Source organism: Pseudomonas sp. FSL W7-0098 (assembly GCF_005930585.1).
Lineage (GTDB): Bacteria > Pseudomonadota > Gammaproteobacteria > Pseudomonadales > Pseudomonadaceae > Aquipseudomonas > Aquipseudomonas bubulae.
Genome location: NZ_RXHW01000003.1, coordinates 260970 through 277265 on the forward strand (window position 1 = coordinate 260970; position 16296 = coordinate 277265).

General features: G+C 56.4%; 20 protein-coding genes. 14 read left to right on the top strand and 6 right to left on the bottom strand.

All coding sequences use genetic code 11. The features are described from left to right. Positions 1–42 precede the first annotated feature (42 nt). The 3 genes from FHL07_RS06880 to FHL07_RS06890 form a co-directional block, all read right to left on the bottom strand. The gene (locus FHL07_RS06880) at positions 43–732 is read right to left on the bottom strand and encodes an endonuclease (RefSeq protein WP_095020767.1); all 690 of its coding nucleotides are present in this window, start codon (positions 730–732) and stop codon (positions 43–45) included. A gap of 4 nt (positions 733–736) precedes the next feature. Continuing rightward, positions 737–988 carry a DUF1654 domain-containing protein gene (locus tag FHL07_RS06885; RefSeq protein ID WP_095001985.1) on the bottom strand — a complete coding sequence of 84 codons (252 nt, stop codon included), beginning with the start codon at positions 986–988 and terminating at the stop codon, positions 737–739. Between the two features lie 173 nt (positions 989–1161). Next, the gene (locus FHL07_RS06890) at positions 1162–2241 is read right to left on the bottom strand and encodes an asparaginase (RefSeq protein ID WP_095001984.1); all 1080 of its coding nucleotides are present in this window, start codon (positions 2239–2241) and stop codon (positions 1162–1164) included. A gap of 438 nt (positions 2242–2679) precedes the next feature. Between FHL07_RS06890 and FHL07_RS06895 the strand changes: the two genes are divergently transcribed. From FHL07_RS06895 to FHL07_RS06925, 7 genes are read left to right on the top strand one after another with little or no spacing between them, the layout of a single operon-like run. Beyond that, a complete protein-coding gene (locus tag FHL07_RS06895; protein ID WP_095001983.1) occupies positions 2680–3633 on the top strand; it encodes a sugar ABC transporter substrate-binding protein in 954 nt (317 codons plus the stop codon). Positions 3634–3688: 55 nt separating this feature from the next. After that, positions 3689–5245 carry a sugar ABC transporter ATP-binding protein gene (locus FHL07_RS06900; protein ID WP_095018574.1) on the top strand — a complete coding sequence of 519 codons (1557 nt, stop codon included), beginning with the start codon at positions 3689–3691 and terminating at the stop codon, positions 5243–5245. Further along, positions 5242–6219, top strand: a complete 978-nt coding sequence (locus FHL07_RS06905) for an ABC transporter permease (RefSeq protein WP_138738241.1) — start codon at positions 5242–5244, stop codon at positions 6217–6219. Before FHL07_RS06900 ends, FHL07_RS06905 begins: the two co-directional genes overlap by 4 nt. 3 nt (positions 6220–6222) lie before the next feature. Further along, complete coding sequence (locus FHL07_RS06910) at positions 6223–7257, top strand: LacI family DNA-binding transcriptional regulator (protein WP_095018575.1); 1035 nt, start codon at positions 6223–6225, stop codon at positions 7255–7257. 10 nt (positions 7258–7267) lie between these two features. Then, positions 7268–8188 carry a ribokinase gene (gene rbsK, locus FHL07_RS06915; protein WP_095018576.1) on the top strand — a complete coding sequence of 307 codons (921 nt, stop codon included), beginning with the start codon at positions 7268–7270 and terminating at the stop codon, positions 8186–8188. Continuing rightward, entirely contained in the window at positions 8185–8589 is a 405-nt protein-coding gene (rbsD, locus tag FHL07_RS06920) for a D-ribose pyranase (protein WP_095001978.1), read from the top strand. Before rbsK ends, rbsD begins: the two co-directional genes overlap by 4 nt. Positions 8590–8610: 21 nt before the next feature. Beyond that, a complete protein-coding gene (locus FHL07_RS06925) occupies positions 8611–9639 on the top strand; it encodes a nucleoside hydrolase (RefSeq protein WP_095023610.1) in 1029 nt (342 codons plus the stop codon). Positions 9640–9656: 17 nt separating this feature from the next. Here the strand turns inward: FHL07_RS06925 and FHL07_RS06930 are convergent, their stop codons facing one another. Beyond that, positions 9657–9857: a hypothetical protein gene (locus tag FHL07_RS06930; protein WP_095001976.1), complete on the bottom strand. Its 201-nt coding sequence runs from the start codon at positions 9855–9857 to the stop codon at positions 9657–9659. Between the two features lie 158 nt (positions 9858–10015). Here FHL07_RS06930 and FHL07_RS06935 point away from each other — a divergent pair, with 158 nt between their 5' ends. After that, on the top strand, positions 10016–10321 hold the full coding sequence (locus FHL07_RS06935; RefSeq protein ID WP_095001975.1) for a hypothetical protein: 306 nt from the start codon (positions 10016–10018) through the stop codon (positions 10319–10321). A gap of 159 nt (positions 10322–10480) precedes the next feature. After that, the gene (locus FHL07_RS06940; protein ID WP_138738242.1) at positions 10481–10789 is read left to right on the top strand and encodes an I78 family peptidase inhibitor; all 309 of its coding nucleotides are present in this window, start codon (positions 10481–10483) and stop codon (positions 10787–10789) included. Positions 10790–10859: 70 nt separating this feature from the next. Here FHL07_RS06940 and FHL07_RS06945 read toward each other — a convergent pair whose 3' ends face one another. Further along, positions 10860–11072, bottom strand: coding sequence for a cold-shock protein (locus FHL07_RS06945; protein ID WP_003179963.1), 213 nt, complete (start codon positions 11070–11072; stop codon positions 10860–10862). A 294-nt stretch (positions 11073–11366) separates the two neighbouring features. Further along, complete coding sequence (locus tag FHL07_RS06950; protein ID WP_095001973.1) at positions 11367–11669, bottom strand: hypothetical protein; 303 nt, start codon at positions 11667–11669, stop codon at positions 11367–11369. A 362-nt stretch (positions 11670–12031) separates the two neighbouring features. Here FHL07_RS06950 and thrS point away from each other — a divergent pair, with 362 nt between their 5' ends. From thrS to pheS, 5 genes are all read left to right on the top strand, one after another. Then, the gene (gene thrS, locus FHL07_RS06955; protein WP_095001972.1) at positions 12032–13954 is read left to right on the top strand and encodes a threonine--tRNA ligase; all 1923 of its coding nucleotides are present in this window, start codon (positions 12032–12034) and stop codon (positions 13952–13954) included. Then, on the top strand, positions 13954–14505 hold the full coding sequence (gene infC, locus FHL07_RS06960; protein WP_169916631.1) for a translation initiation factor IF-3: 552 nt from the start codon (positions 13954–13956) through the stop codon (positions 14503–14505). The genes thrS and infC overlap by 1 nt, the downstream gene beginning before the upstream one ends. Before the next feature lie 60 nt (positions 14506–14565). Beyond that, positions 14566–14760, top strand: a complete 195-nt coding sequence (rpmI, locus tag FHL07_RS06965; RefSeq protein WP_002553160.1) for a 50S ribosomal protein L35 — start codon at positions 14566–14568, stop codon at positions 14758–14760. Positions 14761–14789: 29 nt separating this feature from the next. Further along, positions 14790–15146, top strand: coding sequence for a 50S ribosomal protein L20 (gene rplT / locus FHL07_RS06970; RefSeq protein WP_003442184.1), 357 nt, complete (start codon positions 14790–14792; stop codon positions 15144–15146). 109 nt (positions 15147–15255) lie between these two features. Next, the gene (gene pheS, locus FHL07_RS06975; protein ID WP_095001971.1) at positions 15256–16272 is read left to right on the top strand and encodes a phenylalanine--tRNA ligase subunit alpha; all 1017 of its coding nucleotides are present in this window, start codon (positions 15256–15258) and stop codon (positions 16270–16272) included. Positions 16273–16296 lie beyond the last annotated feature (24 nt).

Sequence of the window (16296 nt, forward strand, 5' to 3'; positions counted from 1 at the left end):
AGTTTTAACCAGGGCTCAAGGTGGGTGCAGGCAGGGGTGTTTTCAACTGCAGGCTTTGAGGTTGACCGGGCCGACGAATTCGTTGCCACGGCCCATCACGCAGGCCACCGCCTGATTGCGCTGGCGCTCCCAGGCTTGAACCGGGTAGGTTTTGTTCCAGGCTTCGTAAAGCTGGCGGTCCTGCCTGGACAGACGCAAGTTGTATTGCTTGCTCATGTAAAAGTAGGTGCGCGCGATCATCCCGCGAATGGAGGGGCGGGGCATGACCTTTTTGGATTTGAAATCGACTTGTGTCAGGCACGAACCATATTGGCCTTTTTGCTCGGGCAACCAGCCAAAACTGAAATTGCTGCGGTCCCCGTTGACCTCGCCGATGCTGGGTACCAGGTTGTGCAAGTCGGCTTCAGCAACTTTGAACACCGGGTCATTGCGGGTGCAGTTTTTTCGCCCGCCACTTTGCCAGCATTGGCGCTGATGGCCGATCTGCCAGGCGGGAACGATATGTTCCCACTCGATGCGTGCGGCACGGTTGGCATTTTTGCGCGGGATATAACCGCAGGCTTTCAGATCGACGCGGTTGCCGGTGTATTTGCAACCGCAGTAGAACTCGGTGGACTGCGGCGCGTAGAGCTTCCAGGCAACCTTCTTGGCTTCGCTGAAGGTATTCGGGGCCGCGGCCTGTGCGCTTGCAACGGTGAAAAGACCGAGCAGTACCAGTAAACAAACCCTCATTGACTCAGTCTTCCTCAAGCACGGTCCAGAAAACATTCACGCCGCCATCATCGCGGTGGGCGACAGTGACGTTATCGTTTTCAGAAATTTCTTCCAGCAGGCGTTCCCAGAACTCAGGGTTATCGCCTTCGAGTCGCTCAAGCACCGCCATTTTGTCTTTTTGAGCTTTTGGCGAGCTGATGATTTTTTGTATACGTGTGCCGAAAATTTCATAGGGGCTTGGCGGAGTCGGCTCTTTTGCTGCTTTTTTAGCCATGATGCAATCCTTGGTGTGCTGTATGCGCATACAGTATTTAACTGCGCCACATTTGGCAACTGTTTGGTGCAACTGCCGGTGGTGCCGCAGCTTTTGTCCGACCAATAAAAAGGCCGCCTCCCACAGGGGAGGCGGCCTTGCTTATTCAGCGCGCCAAGGCGTCAAGCAAGCACTCAGTATTCCCAGAAGATGCGCTGCAGCTCTTTGCTGTCCTGGGTCTTGGTCAGGGCGACCATGGCCAGGATGCGGGCTTTCTGCGGGTTCAGGTCATGGGCAACAACCCAGTCGTTTTTGTCGTCAGGCTGTTCTGCGTTACGCAGTACGAAACCGCCGCTGTTTACGTGGGAAGAACGAATGATTTGTACGCCATCCTTACGCAGGGCTTGCAAGGTCGGCACCACGCTGGAGGACACTGAACCGTTGCCGGTACCCGCGTGGATGATGGCTTTGGCACCGGATTGGGCCAGCGCTTTATAGGCGGTGTCGTCCACATTGCCGTAGGAGTAGGCGATGCCAACGTTTGGCAGGCTCTTGATGTTCTTGATGTCGAACTCGGAGTCCATGGTGTGGCGCTTGGCTGGCAAGCGGAACCAGTAGGACTTGCCTTCAACGACCATGCCCAGCGGACCCCACGGGCTTTTGAAGGCTTCGGTCTTGATGTTGATCATTTTGCTGACATCACGGCCCGACTGGATTTCGTCGTTCATGGTGACCAGCACGCCTTTGCCGCGCGCATCTTTGCTGCCGGCAACGGCAACGGCGTTGTACAGGTTCAGCATGCCGTCAGCCGACATGGCGGTGCCCGGACGCATGGAGCCGACCACCACGATGGGCTTGTCGGTTTTTTCGACCAGGTTCAGGAAATAGGCGGTTTCTTCGAGGGTGTCGGTACCGTGGGTGATAACGATGCCATCAACGTCGTTACTGTCAGCCAGTTCGGCGACCCGGCGGCCCAATTGCAGCAGGTTTTCGTTGGTGATGCTCTCGGATGCAATTTGCATCACTTGCTCGCCACGCACATTGGCCAGTTGGCTTAGCTCGGGGACGCCGGCGATCAATTTGTCGATACCGACTTTAGCGGCCGTGTAAGTGGCGCTGTTGGCAGCGCTGGCACCTGCACCGGCGATAGTGCCGCCAGTGGCGAGGATGATGACGTTGGGCTTGGTGACAGCCTCTTGCGCTTGAGCGGTCGGCAGTGCCAGCAGCAGGGCCAGTGCGCCCGGAACAAAAGTTTTCAAAACAGCATTTTTCATTGTTTTTTCTCTTATTAGTGAGTATGCCGATGACTGCACACTTTGCTCGGCATGTGCCATTTATTGACCATGCATAGAGACTGGAAAGCACTATTTGTGCCACTAAGCGAAGTTTCTCGGGGCGCACACAACGTATTGATTTATGGGTCTTTATTTCCACGATCCGCTTTCTGGAAAAGAAATCGGACGGTTTTCCGAACAGAAGCGTTTTTTTTGTTCGGAGAGTCGAATATCGATGTGTCTGATCGCGTTTTTTTTCACATTGACAAATAACAGGTGGCTTTCCATAGTGAGGGCCTAGCAAACGTTTGCGCCGTTTTCTTGAGTCTGTATTTCTGGCAGTCAGGCATGACCTGATGCCAGTCACCCAGCTTTTGGCGCTCAGGCGTGTGCGAGCAGGACGTTGCTCACAATAATCATAAGATCGGAGTTGCCCCCATGAAGCTGCCATTTGCTGGACGCCTTCTTGCTGTCGCCATGCTGGCTGCGGCATCCCTTACCCTCCCTGTCGCCAATGCCGATACGCCACAAAAACCCAAAGTCGGCCTGGTCATGAAGTCCTTGGCAAACGAGTTCTTTGTCACCATGCAAAAGGGTGGCGAGGATTATCAAAAGGCCAATGCCGCCAGTTTCGACCTGATTTCCAACGGGATCAAAAATGAAACGGACACTGCGGGCCAGATCGACATCATCAATCAGATGATCATCGCCAAGGTCGATGCGCTGGTGATTGCGCCCGCAGACTCCAAGGCGCTGGTGTCGGCCATCAAAAAGGCCAGTGACCGTGGCATTGTGGTGGTCAATATCGACAACCAGCTCGACCCCCAGGTGCTGAAAAGCAAAGGGCTCGAAGTACCCTTTGTGGGGCCCAACAACAGGCAGGGGGCTCGTGAGGTCGGCGAGTACCTGGCCACCAGGCTCAAGGCCGGTGATGAGGTCGGGATCATCGAGGGTGTATCGACCACGACCAATGCGCAAATGCGCACAGCGGGTTTCACGGATGCGATGAACGCTGCCGGGATGAAGATTGTGCCGGTGCAGTCGGGCAATTGGGAAATCGACGGTGGCAACAAGGTTGCGGCGGGCATGCTCAGCGAGTATCCAAACCTCAAGGCCATCCTGGCGGGCAATGACAGCATGGCGCTGGGCGCGGTGTCGGCTATCCGGGCTGCAGGCAAGGTCGGCAAGGTGCAAGTGGTCGGCTATGACAACATCGATGCGATAAAACCCATGCTCAAGGATGGCCGTGTGCTGGCAACGGCCGATCAGGCTGCCGCGAAACAGGCGGTTTATGGCATCGAAACGGCGCTCAAGCTGGTCAAAAAAGAACCGGTTGAAAACCTCAAGGACGGTGTCATCGATACCCCTGTCGAACTGGTCATCAACAAGTAATCCCACTCGCTGTCGCAGGCACTTGCCCGGTCGGGCAGGTGCCCGGAGAAATGTCATGTCTGCTCCTGATGCCAGCGTGGTCCTCACGGTCAGCGGGATTGGTAAAACCTACACTCAGCAGCCGGTACTGGCTGCTATCGAGCTGTCGTTGCATCGCGGCGAAGTTCTGGCCCTGACGGGTGAGAATGGCGCTGGCAAAAGCACACTATCGAAGATCATGGGTGGCCTGGAGGTGCCGACTCTCGGGCACATGCAATTCAATGGCCAGGCCTATGCCCCGGGCAGTCGTGCGCAGGCCGAGCAATTGGGTGTGCGCATGGTCATGCAGGAACTGAACCTGCTGCCCACGCTGACGGTGGCGGAAAACCTGTTTCTGGACAAATTGCCCGGCCACCTGGGCTGGATCAGCCGCAAGCAGTTGCGCAAAGCGGCCATTGAGGCCATGAGCCAGGTGGGTCTGGAGGCGATTGACCCGGACACCCTGGTCGGGGAGCTGGGCATTGGCCATCAGCAGATGGTCGAGATTGCGCGCAACCTGATCGGCGATTGCCATGTGCTCATCCTCGATGAGCCCACGGCCATGCTCACCGCCCGTGAAGTTGAAATGCTTTTTGTGCAAATCGAACGGCTGCAGGCCCGTGGCGTGGCGATTGTGTATATCTCCCATCGACTTGAAGAGCTGGCACAGGTGGCGCAGCGGATTGCCGTACTGCGCGACGGTTGCCTGGTGTGCGTCGAGCCCATTGCCGATTACAACAGCGAACAACTGGTCAACTTGATGGTGGGCCGCGAGTTGGGTGACCAGCTGGATTTGGGCGAACGTAGCTTGGGTGAAACGGCACTTGAAGTCTGTGGTATCAGCCGCTCGGACAAGGTACGAGATGTATCGTTTAAAGTCAGAAAAGGCGAGATTTTCGGGATTTCCGGACTGATCGGGGCAGGGCGCACCGAACTGCTGCGACTGATCTATGGTGCCGATGTGGCCGACAGCGGCACGGTTGCAGTGGGTACTCCTGTGCAGGTAGTGACCATCCATTCGCCGGCAGATGCTGTCCGGCAGGGCATCGCACTGATTACCGAGGACCGCAAGGGTGAAGGCTTGCTGCTGACCCAGTCGATCAGTGCCAACATCGGCCTGGGCAATATGGATCGGATTTCAAGCAGTGGCTTGGTCAACCGGGAGCAGGAGGCCGCATTGGCCCGGCGTCAGATAGACGCCATGGGCATCCGCAGCAGCGGCCCGGAACAAGTGGTGTCGCAACTGTCCGGTGGCAACCAGCAGAAGGTCGTCATTGGCCGCTGGCTGGAGCGCGACTGTTCGGTTCTGCTGTTCGATGAGCCTACGCGCGGTATCGATATTGGCGCCAAGTTCGATATTTACCGGCTGCTGGGCGAGCTGACGCGCAAGGGCAAGGCGCTGGTGGTGGTGTCGAGCGATCTTCGCGAGTTGATGCTGATTTGTGACCGCATTGGCGTGCTGTCTGCGGGCCGGCTGATCGATACCTTTGAACGTGACAGCTGGAGTCAGGAACAGTTACTGGCGGCAGCTTTTGCCGGTTATCAAAAACGAGATGCGTTGCTTGCTGAAGCCACGCCAAAGGAAGCCTCATGAACCCTACCCGCGTGCCGCATAAAAGTGCACATAACTACTACGGAATGGGCACCTACCTCGGGTTGGCGGGCGCCTTGCTGGCCATGATCATTCTGTTTTCCAGCCTGAGTGAACATTTTTTCTCCTATGACACGCTCAGTACGCTGGCCAACCAGATCCCCGACTTGATGGTGTTGTCGGTCGGCATGACCTTTGTGCTGATCATCGGCGGCATCGACCTGTCGGTCGGCTCGGTGTTGGCCCTGGCAGCGTCGGCGATCAGCGTTGCGATTCTGGGCTGGGGCTGGAGTGTATTGCCTGCCGCTTTGCTGGGCATGGGCTGTGCGGCCCTGGCGGGGACCCTTACGGGGTCGATCACGGTGGCCTGGAAAATCCCGTCTTTTATTGTCTCGCTGGGGGTGCTGGAAATGGCCCGGGGCGGGGCCTACCAGCTTACAGGATCGCGCACGGCGTATATCGGCGACGCGTTCGCCTGGCTTGCCAATCCGGTTGCCTTTGGCATCTCGCCCGCGTTCATTATTGCGTTGCTGATTATTGTCATCGCCCAGGCGGTGCTGACGCGCACGGTGTTTGGGCGCTATCTGATTGGCATTGGCACCAACGAAGAAGCCGTTCGCCTGGCCGGTATCAATCCAAAGCCCTACAAGATTTTGGTCTTTAGCCTGATGGGGTTGTTGGCAGGAGTGGCAGCGCTGTTTCAGATATCCCGCCTCGAGGCGGCAGACCCCAATGCCGGTTCGGGCCTTGAACTGCAGGTGATTGCGGCCGTGGTGATCGGTGGCACGAGCTTGATGGGCGGGCGCGGTTCGGTGATCAGTACGTTTTTTGGTGTGCTGATTATTTCAGTATTGGCCGCAGGGCTGGCTCAAATCGGCGCGACGGAACCCACCAAGCGTATTATTACCGGTGCTGTCATTGTGATAGCAGTGGTATTGGACACTTACCGCAGTCAACGCGCACAGCGACGGAATTGAGCAATGGCAACGATTAAAGATGTCGCGGCAATGGCAGGCATTTCGTACACGACGGTTTCTCATGTTTTGAATAAAACCCGCCCTGTCAGTGAACCTGTGCGCTTGAAGGTTGAGCAAGCCATTGCACACCTGGAGTATGTACCCAGCGCGGTAGCACGCTCGCTCAAGGCCAAGACCACAGCGACCATCGGCCTGCTGGTGGCCAATAGCCTGAACCCGTACTTTGCCGAGTTGGCGCGAGGTATCGAGGATTACTGTGAGCGCAACAATTACTGCGTGATCCTGTGCAACTGTGATGATGACCCGGTCAAGCAGCGCAATTACCTGCGGGTGCTGCTGGAAAAGCGTGTGGACGGGCTGGTGGTCGCTTCGTCCACAGGCGACCTGGGGATGGCCAGCGGGTTGGTCGGCGTACGCACGCCGATGGTGATTGTCGATCGCAGCTTTGAGGGGGTTGAGGCTGACCTGGTGTGCATCGACCACGAACTGGGGGCTTATCTGGCTACGCGGCATTTGCTCGATCTGGGGCATCGTGCCATTGCCTGCATTGGCGGGCCCGCCGCCACCCGTGTCGCGCAGTTGCGTATGGCCGGGTATCGGCGTGCGCTGCTGGAGGCGGGTATAACGCCTCAGGGGCAGTGGATGGTCGAGAGTGACTTCAGCAGTGTCGGGGGCTACAACGCGGCGGTCGGCTTGCTGCAGCACAACCCGCCCTCGGCCATTTTTGCCTGCAACGACATGATGGGCATCGGCGTATTGCGAGCGGCGGCCGAGCGCAATATTCGGGTACCCCAGCAGTTGTCGGTGATTGGTTTTGATGATGTACAGATGAGCCGTTATGTCTATCCGTCGCTGACAACTGTCGGGCAGTCGATCCTGCAATTGGGCGAGATCGCTGCCCAGTTATTGTTGCGCCGCATTGCCGTACCCGGGCGGGCGGTGGAGCAGCGGATCGTCAAACCCGACATTGTGCTGCGCGAGTCCACCCGGGCTTATGCGCAAGCACCGTTGAAATCCCCCCCTACAATCACTGGATGAGTGTCGATACATGCAAGCGAATGTTGTGGTTGCAGGCAGTCTGAATATGGATCTGGTCACGCGTACCGAGAGATTGCCGCGCCCGGGGGAAACGGTGTTCGGGCAATCCTTTACCACCGTGCACGGTGGCAAGGGCGCGAACCAGGCGGTAGCAGCGTCGCGCCTGGGGGCCCGGGTGGCAATGCTCGGCTGTGTCGGCGGTGACGCCTATGGCGTGCAGTTGCGCGACGGCTTGCTGGCTGACCGGGTTGATTGTGTGGCAGTGCGCACCGTGCCTGACTGTGCCAGCGGCGTGGCCCTTATCACGGTGGATGCCTGCAGCCAGAACACCATTGTGGTGGTGCCGGGTGCCAATGGCTGCCTGGCCGCGGAAGATATCCGCGCCTTTGATCACGTCTTGCAAGGTGCGCAAGTGCTTGTTTGCCAGCTTGAAGTGCCGATGGAAACAGTCGGATGCGTGCTGGCGCGTGGACGTGAACTGGGCAAAGTGGTGATCCTCAATCCCGCCCCGGTCAGTGCTCCGTTGCCGGGGCACTGGTATGGCGCCATCGACTACCTGATCCCGAATGAGAGCGAGGCCTGGGCGCTTAGCGGTGTGCCGGTTGATTCCCTTGAGTCGGCCGGGCGGGCTGCCCGGCGGTTGGTCGAGCTGGGCGCGGGCAAGGTGATTGTCACCCTGGGCGCGCTGGGGGCCTTGTTTGTCAGTGCCCACCGAGTGATGCACTTTACTGCGCCCAAGGTCGAGGCGGTGGATGCCACGGCGGCGGGCGATACCTTTGTCGGCGGCTTCTCTGCCGCGCTGGCGGCGGGTATGGAAGAGGACGACGCGATACGCTTTGCGCAGGTCGCCGCCGCGTTATCGGTCACTCGGGCGGGGGCTCAGCCTTCGATTCCATTGTTGCGTGATGTTCAGGGCTTTAAAGCACCATGAAAAAAACACCGCTGCTGAATATCGCCTTGTCGCGGCTGGTTGCCTCGCTGGGGCATGGCGACATCGTGGTGATTGCCGATGCCGGTTTGCCGGTGCCCAAGGGCATCGAACTGATTGATCTGGCCCTGACTCAAGGCGTGCCTGATGTTGCCAGCACGTTGCGCGCCCTGCTCAGTGAGATGCAGGTGCAAAGCCATGTGCTCGCCACTGAGTTGTTGCAGGCGCCATGCCCGGCGCTGTCATGTATCGACGAATATGCAGGCAAGGGGGAGTTGGGCTCAAGGAGCCTGCTCACCCATAATGCTTTCAAGGAACTATGCCTGCAGGCAAAGGTGATTGTTCGTACTGGAGAGTGTCGCCCGTACTGCAATATTGCCTTGGTCTCTGGCGTGACTTTTTAGACAAATAACCAGGGAGTTGTGATGCCACGTTTTACCCGGATTTTTCAGCCATTGATCAGGAGTGTCTTGTTCGTGTCCGCCATCACGATGTCGAGTGTTCAAGCCGCAGACAAGATCGATTTGATCATCGACACGGACCCCGGCGCCGATGATGTGGTCGCTCTGCTGCTGGCACTGGCTTCACCGGAGCAGTTACAGGTGCGGGCCATTACCACCGTGGCGGGCAACGTACGGCTCGACAAGACCTCGCGCAATGCCCGGCTGGCCCGGGAGTGGGCAGGGCGCGAAGACGTGCCGGTGTATGCCGGGGCGCCTAAACCCCTGGTGCGTACGCCGATTTACGCCGAGAACATTCACGGCCAGGAAGGCGTCACCGGTGTGCCTGTGCATGAGCCGGCCAAAGGTCTCGAAAAGGCCAATGCGGTCAATTACCTGGTTGATACCTTGCGTGCAGCCAAGCCAGGCAGCGTGACCATTGCCATGCTCGGCCCGCAGACAAACCTGGCCCTGGCCTTGATCCAGGCCCCGGAAATCACGCAGGGAATCAAGGAAGTCGTGGTCATGGGCGGCGCCCATTTCAATGGCGGTAATATCACCCCGGTTGCCGAGTTCAACCTTTATGCCGATCCGCATGCGGCAGACGTGGTGTTGAAGAGCGGGGTGAAACTGACCTATGTACCGCTGGATGTGACACACAAGATCCTTACCAGCGAGGCGCGACTGAAGCAGATCGCTGCACTGGGCAATACGGCCGGCAAACTGGTGGGCGATATTCTCAATGAATATGTGAAAGGCGACATGGTGCACTACGGACTGCCTGGCGGGCCTGTTCACGATGCCAGTGTCATTGCCTACCTGCTCAATCCTGCGCTGTTCTCCGGGCGTGAAGTCAACCTGGTCGTGGATACTCGCGAGGGGCCGACCTTTGGCCAGACTATCCCGGACTGGTACAACACCTTGAACCAGCCCAAAAACGCCTTTTGGGTCGAGAGCGGTGACGCGCAGGGCTTTTTTGACTTGCTTACCGCGCGTCTGGGCCGGCTCAAGTGAAGTGAGGTTGCGCGCCGTCAGGTCAGCCTGACGGGCTCGGCCGGTTTGTACTTTTCGAACACCTGACTGACGAACGCTCGGGCAGCTTCCGTGCCGAGCTCTTTAACCAAAAGGTCGATGCCGATAATGGCCAGCTCTTCAGGGCTGCCAGGGCTGTATGAGCACTGTCCTTGATGCCACTTGGCCTTGATATCTGCATCGATGCTGACTGTTGTCATGGGGTGCTCATGGGAAGGGGGCGTGAAAAGGCGATTTTAGCAAAAAGTCGTCATTTCGCTATGAATAGACCAAAGTAAATATTGGTTTTTGCACCCTCAACAGCCCATGACCCCCGCACTGCGTGCCACACTTGCACTTTTTGGGAGCGGTGCAGGCCATGCAAATTGATCTAAACAACCCTGAGGGCTTTACTCTTGGCGCTGTGCGTCAGTTGCTGGCCTCGGCCAGTGATGATGCCCATACACAGTTGCGCGTGACCAAGACGGGTATCGCTTATATTTCTTCGGGTGTGGTGGGCGGTGTCGATATCGACGGTCTGCTTTTCAGGCTGGAGACCTGGGCGGCAGGTTCTGGCTATGTCGGAAAAGTTGCAGCAAGCGATGAGGTCTGGGTCATGCAGATATTCAATGCCCTCAAGGACAACTGGCCTAATCCGCCGTTCGATTACATTGATGTGTACTGACACCTGAACATATTTGGCAATGATTAGGGGTGCACGGTAAAAGTCGGCTCGGGCACACTTGCCGGTGCTGGCAAATCAGAAGGCGCTGAGAGGCGTCATGCAACCTATGTGCGAAAAAGCTGTCGCAAGGGTTCAGACTATTTATCTTAAGGAGGCTTCATGTCTTGGAAGCTAGTGTCATTGGGTTCGTTGTTGGCGGTCTTGGCACTGTCCGGATGCAGCACCGCAAGTTCGGTCAAGGAGCCTGTCGCCGAGGCGGGGCATAGCCGTTGCGATGCTAAATCAGCAGCATTTGCAGTCGGTCAAAAGGCTTCGGCGCAGCTTCTGGAGCAGGCCCGTATCAAGGCTGGTGCGCAGAACGCGCGTATTTTGATGCCGCATGACGTGATGACGCTTGAGTACCGCTCGGACCGTCTCAATCTCAATGCGGACGACGCTAGCATCATTACCCGGGTTAACTGCGGCTAACCTGGCCTGACATTGCGTCAGGCATAAAAAACCCCGTCACATGGACGGGGTTTTTTTGTTCGCGGGAGATTTACTCCGGACGAACCTGTGCAGCTTGCATACCCTTTTGGCCTTTCTCAGCCACGAAGGAAACGGTCTGGCCTTCTTTCAGGCTTTTGAAACCGTCGCTTTCGATAGCTTTGAAGTGTACGAACAGGTCGTCACCGCCACCTTGAGGAGTGATGAAGCCGAAGCCTTTTTCATCGTTGAACCATTTTACGGTGCCGGTTTGGCGATTAGACATGGTGTATCTCCAAGAAACTTATATTTTCAGTAGTACTGTGCTGCTCAGGCCAACTGGGCACACCGAGGTATCATAGTCGAAATGTGCGCTTTGGGAGCCCCCCTGAGCTACAGATTGCTGCAATGTTAACCCTCGTCTGCTCTTTGAAATGCTCAAGACCCCCGGTTTACGGGGGGTTGAGGGCTAAAGGCTGTTAGAAAAAAAGCAGTCGAGAATCAATATTTTTTACGTGCAAGAGCGTTTTTGACTGTTTTTGCTCTCCTCACGGCTCAATTCGAGCCGTGAGGAGGGTGGTTATTTCTTGGCCCGGCAAGCCTGGATGGCGTCCAGAGCCCGGGTGCGAAGCTCTGCGCTAGGCTGGGTTGTCTTGCTCATCAGCTGTGTGATTTCGGCGCTTGTAAACTTCTCGGACAGCTTGTCCGCACCGCATGCGCAATGCTGTTGGGCCGTTTTTGCGTCAACACTTTGGCTGGCTGCCGCTACGCAGTCCTTCATGTAGTCTTTTTTGGCGCCTGCAGGCCAGTTATCGGCCTGGGCGCTCAGGGGTAGCAGCAGCGCCAGGGGGGCTGCGAAGGCGAGTAAGCGGATCGTGCGCATAAGATGCTCCTTGTAGGCATTAAAACCGAGTGTGTATCACTGAGTATGTGAAAGGTAAGTGGAGCTCAAGTTCACCCTTTTGTAAAAAACCCCGTTTTCTCGCGGATGCGGGGAGGGGTGCGCAACAGGCGTATCCATCTGTGCTAGCATGCCGCCCTGGCTATTTCCTGCATTCGCGTGTTCCTTGAACCGTCATGCAGTGCCATTAACCTTTTTGATTTGAACTCCAGTCACTCTGGTTCGGTTTTAGGTTCGCCGCAAGGCTCCTGCCACTGTGAGGCAGGCATACCACCGAATCGCGTACTGGCTCATCCCAACCCACGTGACCTTTGGTAGGGGTCACCACTAGGAGAGGAGGCGCCATGCCAACTATTACTCTTCCCGACGGCAGTCAACGCTCTTTCGATCATCCAGTTTCAGTAGCCGAGGTTGCCGCTTCAATTGGCGCCGGCCTGGCTAAAGCCACCGTGGCCGGCAAGGTCAACGGCAAGCTGGTGGATGCCTGTGATCTGATTGAAAACGATGCCACCTTGCAAATCATCACGCCCAAGGATGAAGAGGGGCTGGAGATCATTCGTCACTCTTGCGCCCACTTGGTCGGTCATGCGGTGAAGCAGCTGTTCCCGACGGCCAAAATGGTCATCGGGCCGGTCATCGACGAAGGCTTTTACTACGATATCGCCTATGAGCGTCCGTTCACCCCGGATGACATGGCTGCTATCGAACAGCGCATGCAGCAACTGATCGAAAAAGACTACGACGTCATCAAGAAAGTGACGCCGCGTGCCGAAGTGATCGAACTGTTTGCTGCCCGTGGTGAAGACTACAAGCTGCGCCTGATCGAAGACATGCCGGACGAGCAGGCCATGGGCTTGTACTTCCATGAAGAATACGTCGACATGTGCCGCGGTCCTCACGTGCCGAACACGCGTTTCCTCAAATCGTTCAAGCTGACCAAGCTGTCGGGCGCCTACTGGCGTGGCGATGCCAAGAACGAGCAGTTGCAGCGTATCTATGGCACGGCCTGGGCTGACAAAAAGCAGCTGGCGGCCTACGTCCTGCGTATCGAAGAAGCCGAAAAGCGCGATCACCGTAAAATCGGCAAGCGCCTTGGCTTGTTCCACACCCAGGAAGAAGCCCCGGGCATGGTGTTCTGGCACCCGAATGGCTGGACCCTGTACCAGGTACTTGAGCAGTACATGCGCAAAGTACAGCGCGACAATGGCTACCTGGAGATCAAGACTCCTCAGGTCGTTGATCGCAGCCTCTGGGAAAAGTCCGGGCACTGGGCCAACTACGCCGAGAACATGTTCACTACCCAGTCTGAAAGCCGCGACTACGCGATCAAGCCGATGAACTGCCCTTGCCATGTGCAAGTGTTCAACCAGGGCCTGAAAAGCTACCGCGAGCTGCCGCTGCGTCTGGCCGAATTCGGTGCCTGTCACCGTAACGAGCCGTCGGGCGCCCTGCACGGCATCATGCGTGTGCGTGGCTTTACCCAGGACGATGCCCACATCTTCTGTACTGAAGAGCAGATGCAGGCCGAGTCGGCAGCTTTTATCAAGCTGACGCTGGATGTCTACGCTGACTTCGGTTTCAAGGACATTGAGCTCAAGCTGTCGACGCGTCCTGAAAAGCGTGTGGGTTCGGATGAGCTGTGGGATCGCGCCGAAAGCGCATTGGCTTCAGCCCTTGATAGCGCTGGCCTGGCGTACGATTTGCAACCGGGCGAAGGTGCCTTCTACGGTCCCAAGATTGAATTTTCTCTGAAAGATTGTCTGGGTCGTGTCTGGCAATGTGGTACCCTGCAGCTCGATTTCAACCTGCCGATCCGTCTTGGCGCAGAATATGTGTCCGAAGACAACAGCCGTAAGCACCCGGTTATGCTGCACCGCGCGATCCTTGGATCGTTCGAACGTTTTGTCGGTATCCTGATCGAACATTACGAAGGCGCATTCCCTGCTTGGCTGGCTCCAACCCAGGCAGTGATCATGAATATCACTGACAAACAGGCAGATTTTGCTGCTGAAGTTGAAAAAACTCTCAATCAGAGCGGATTTCGTGCCAAGTCTGACTTGAGAAATGAAAAGATCGGCTTTAAAATCCGCGAGCATACTTTGCTCAAGGTTCCTTATCTCTTGGTTATCGGAGATCGGGAAGTCGAGATGCAGACTGTCGCTGTGCGTACACGTGAAGGTGCTGACCTGGGCTCGATGCCCGTCGCGCAATTCGCTGAATTCCTCGCACAAGCGGTTTCCCGGCGTGGTCGCCATGATTCGGAGTAATTATTATTAAGCGTGAAATGAGACAAGATAAACGAGCTGCACCGAAAGCCCCGATCAACGAGAATATCTCGGCACGCGAGGTTCGGTTAATTGGGGCTGAAGGCGAGCAGCTTGGGATTGTGTCAATTGAAGACGCGCTTCTTAAAGCTGAAGAGGCCAAACTGGACTTGGTGGAAATTTCCGCTGATGCAGTACCCCCAGTTTGCAAGCTGATGGACTACGGCAAATCTATCTTCGAAAAGAAGAAACAGGTTGCTGCTGCAAAGAAAAACCAGAAACAGATTCAGGTTAAAGAAATCAAGTTTCGTCCAGGGACGGAGGAAGGGGATTACCAGGTAAAACTGCGCAACCTGGTACGTTTCCTGAGTGATGGGGACAGGGCCAAGGTATCGTTACGATTCCGCGGCCGTGAGATGGCCCACCAGGAGCTGGGTATGGAACTGTTGAAGCGGGTTGAAGCTGACCTTGCGGAATATGGTACCGTCGAACAGCATCCTAAGATGGAAGGACGCCAGCTGATCATGGTCATCGCCCCGAAAAAGAAGAAGTAATCAATTGGGCACGGCAGGCCTTCTGATTATGTTTATCAACTGAATGCGGAGTATCCGAACATGCCAAAGATGAAGACTAAAAGTGGTGCTGCTAAGCGGTTTCTGAAAACTGCTAACGGTATCAAGCACAAGCACGCTTTCAAGAGCCACATCCTGACCAAAATGTCGACCAAGCGTAAGCGTCAACTGCGCGGTAGCAGCTTGCTGCATCCGTCTGACGTGGCAAAAGTCGAGCGCATGCTGCGCCTTCGTTAATTTTTGGTTAAGACTAGAGGAAGTAACTCATGGCTCGTGTAAAGCGTGGCGTTGTCGCCCGTAAACGTCACAAAAAAATTCTGAAACTGGCTAAAGGCTACTACGGCGCACGCTCACGCGTATTCCGTGTTGCCAAGCAAGCGGTAATCAAGGCAGGCCAATACGCCTACCGTGACCGTCGTCAGAAAAAACGTCAGTTCCGCGCTCTGTGGATCGCTCGTATCAACGCTGGTGCTCGTATCAACGGTCTGTCTTACAGCCGTTTCATCGCCGGCCTGAAAAAAGCTTCCATCGAGATCGACCGTAAGGTTCTGTCTGATCTGGCAGTGAACGAAAAAGCGGCGTTTGCTGCGATTGTCGAGAAAGCTAAAGCCACTCTGGCTTAAGTACCCCCGACAGTCACTTGGGCTTGCCTGTGTAAGCCCGGGTGCTAAACGTCATAAATAGGGGAAGAGCCTTCAAGCTCTTCCCCTATTTTGTATCTGGAGTCTGTACATGGAAAACCTGGATGCGCTGGTCTCTCAAGCACTAGAGGCTGTGCAAAGCGCTGAAGATATCAATGCCCTGGAGCAAATCCGGGTTCAATACCTTGGCAAAAAGGGTGAATTGACTCAGGTGATGAAGACCCTGGGCAATTTGCCAGCAGAAGAGCGTCCGCAAGTCGGTGCCCTCATCAACGTTGCCAAGGAGCGTGTCACAGAGGTTCTCAATGCGCGCAAGGCGTTGTTTGAAGAGGCCGAACTGGCCGCCAAACTGTCTGCCGAGTCCATTGACGTGACCCTGCCTGGCCGTGGCCAGACCTCTGGCGGTCTGCATCCGGTGACCCGGACTCTGGAACGTATCGAACAGTTCTTTACCCATATTGGCTACGGCATCGCCGAAGGCCCTGAGGTTGAAGACGACTATCACAACTTCGAAGCGCTCAACATCCCAGGCCATCACCCGGCCCGGTCGATGCATGACACCTTCTATTTCAATGCCAACATGTTGTTGCGCACCCATACCTCGCCGGTACAGGTCCGCACCATGGAATCCAAGCAGCCGCCGATCCGCATTGTCTGCCCGGGCCGTGTGTACCGTAGCGACTCGGATATCACCCATTCGCCGATGTTTCACCAGGTCGAAGGCCTGCTGATCGATCGCGATATCAACTTCGCTGACCTGAAAGGGACCATCGAAGAGTTCCTGCGGGTGTTCTTCGAAAAAGAACTGGCCGTGCGTTTCCGTCCGTCCTACTTCCCGTTCACCGAGCCTTCCGCTGAAGTGGATATGGAATGCGTGATGTGCAGCGGTAAAGGCTGTCGTGTCTGCAAGCAGACTGGCTGGCTGGAAGTCATGGGCTGCGGCATGGTTCATCCGAACGTGCTGCGCATGTCCGGGATCGACCCGGAAGAGTTCTCGGGCTTTGCCTTCGGCATGGGCGTTGAGCGTCTGGCCATGCTGCGTTACGGCGTGAACGACTTGCGTCTGTTCTTCGACAACGACTTGCGGTTCCTCGCGCAATTTCGCTAGTCGTAACGAATTCTTAGGAGAGCA